This is a genomic window from Streptomyces sp. ATexAB-D23 (genome assembly GCF_000373645.1).
Taxonomy (GTDB): Bacteria; Actinomycetota; Actinomycetes; order Streptomycetales; family Streptomycetaceae; genus Streptomyces; species Streptomyces castrisilvae.
Genome location: NZ_KB892085.1, coordinates 1 through 1273, shown reverse-complemented (window position 1 = coordinate 1273; position 1273 = coordinate 1). Strand labels below are relative to the sequence as shown.

The following is a 1273-nucleotide window of genomic DNA, read 5'->3' as shown; positions in this document are numbered from 1 at the left end:
GTGTGGGGTGGTGCGGGGCAGGGTGCGTACGCGGCGGCGAATGCGGCGCTGGACGGGTTGGTGGAGTACCGGCGTGCGCAGGGTCTGGCCGGTTCCTCGATCGGGTGGGGGCCGTGGGCGGAAGGCGGGATGGCGGACGACGCCACCGTCCTGGCCCGGATGGACCGTGGCGGCGTACGACCGCTCGACCCCGACACCGCACTCGACATCCTGGGCTCGGCGGAAGGCTGCTTCGCCGTGGCCGACATGGACTGGGAACGGTTCGTATCGTCCGTGACGGCCCTGCGCGCGAACCGTCTCTGGGACGAGGTCGCGCCGCGTCGGGCGGAACGTCCGGCAGCGGACGCCGGGGGACTGGGCGAGCGGCTGGCCGGGCTGTCGGACGTGGCCCGGCGTTCGCTGGTGATGGATGTGGTGCGCGGGCAGGTAGCGGCCGTGCTCGGGTTCGCCGANCCGGCGGCCGTGGAGGTGTCGAAGGCCTTCCGTGACCTGGGCTTCGACTCCCTGACCGCCGTCGAACTGCGCAACGCCCTCACCGCCGAGACCGGTCTCAAGCTCCCCTCGACGCTGGCCTTCGACCACCCGACCACCCTGGCCCTGACCGAGTTCCTGCTCGGCGAGCTGGGTGGGGAGTCGGGCGACGAGATCCGGGACATAGCAGCTGAACTGGACCGGATCGAGGCCGCCCTGCTGGCTCTGCCCGCCCCTGAGTACGCACGGCTCAGGATCGCGACGCGCCTGCAACAACTGATGAAACGACTGGACGGTGCGCCATCCGATACGAGCGCCGTGGACATCTCGGCGAAGATCGAAGCCGCTACGTCCGACGACATTTTTGCTCTTATCGATCATGAGATCGGGAAGCGGTGAGCTTGATGAGTAACGAGGACAAGCTTCTCGGGTACTTGAAGAAGGTCACGCTTGAGCTTCACGAGACCAAGCAGCGCCTTCACAGCGTGGAATCCGCCGGTACCGAACCCGTGGTCGTGGTCGGTATGGGCTGCCGCTTCCCGGGCGGGGTGAACTCGCCGGAGGAGCTCTGGCGGCTGGTGGCGGACGGCACCGACGCGCTGGAGGCGTTCCCCCCGGACCGGGGCTGGGACGGTCACCAGGGCGTCGGCGGGTTCGTCGGGGGCGTGGCGGATTTCGATGCCGGCCTGTTCGGGATCTCGCCGCGTGAGGCGCTTGCCATGGACCCGCAGCAGCGGCTGCTGCTGGAGGTCGTGTGGGAGTCGCTGGAGCGGTCGGGCATCGCCCCGTACTCGCTGAAGGG

2 protein-coding genes are annotated in these 1273 nt (G+C 69.3%); both read left to right on the top strand.

Translation table 11 applies throughout. The annotated features are described in order from the left end of the window. Positions 1-870 (top strand): phosphopantetheine-binding protein (locus tag B082_RS40485; RefSeq protein ID WP_158688928.1); only part of this gene is annotated, 870 nt, incomplete at its 5' end. Between the two features lie 5 nt (positions 871-875). Further along, positions 876-1273: beta-ketoacyl synthase N-terminal-like domain-containing protein (locus tag B082_RS0134095; protein ID WP_018556256.1), on the top strand; the 398-nt coding region annotated here is incomplete at its 3' end.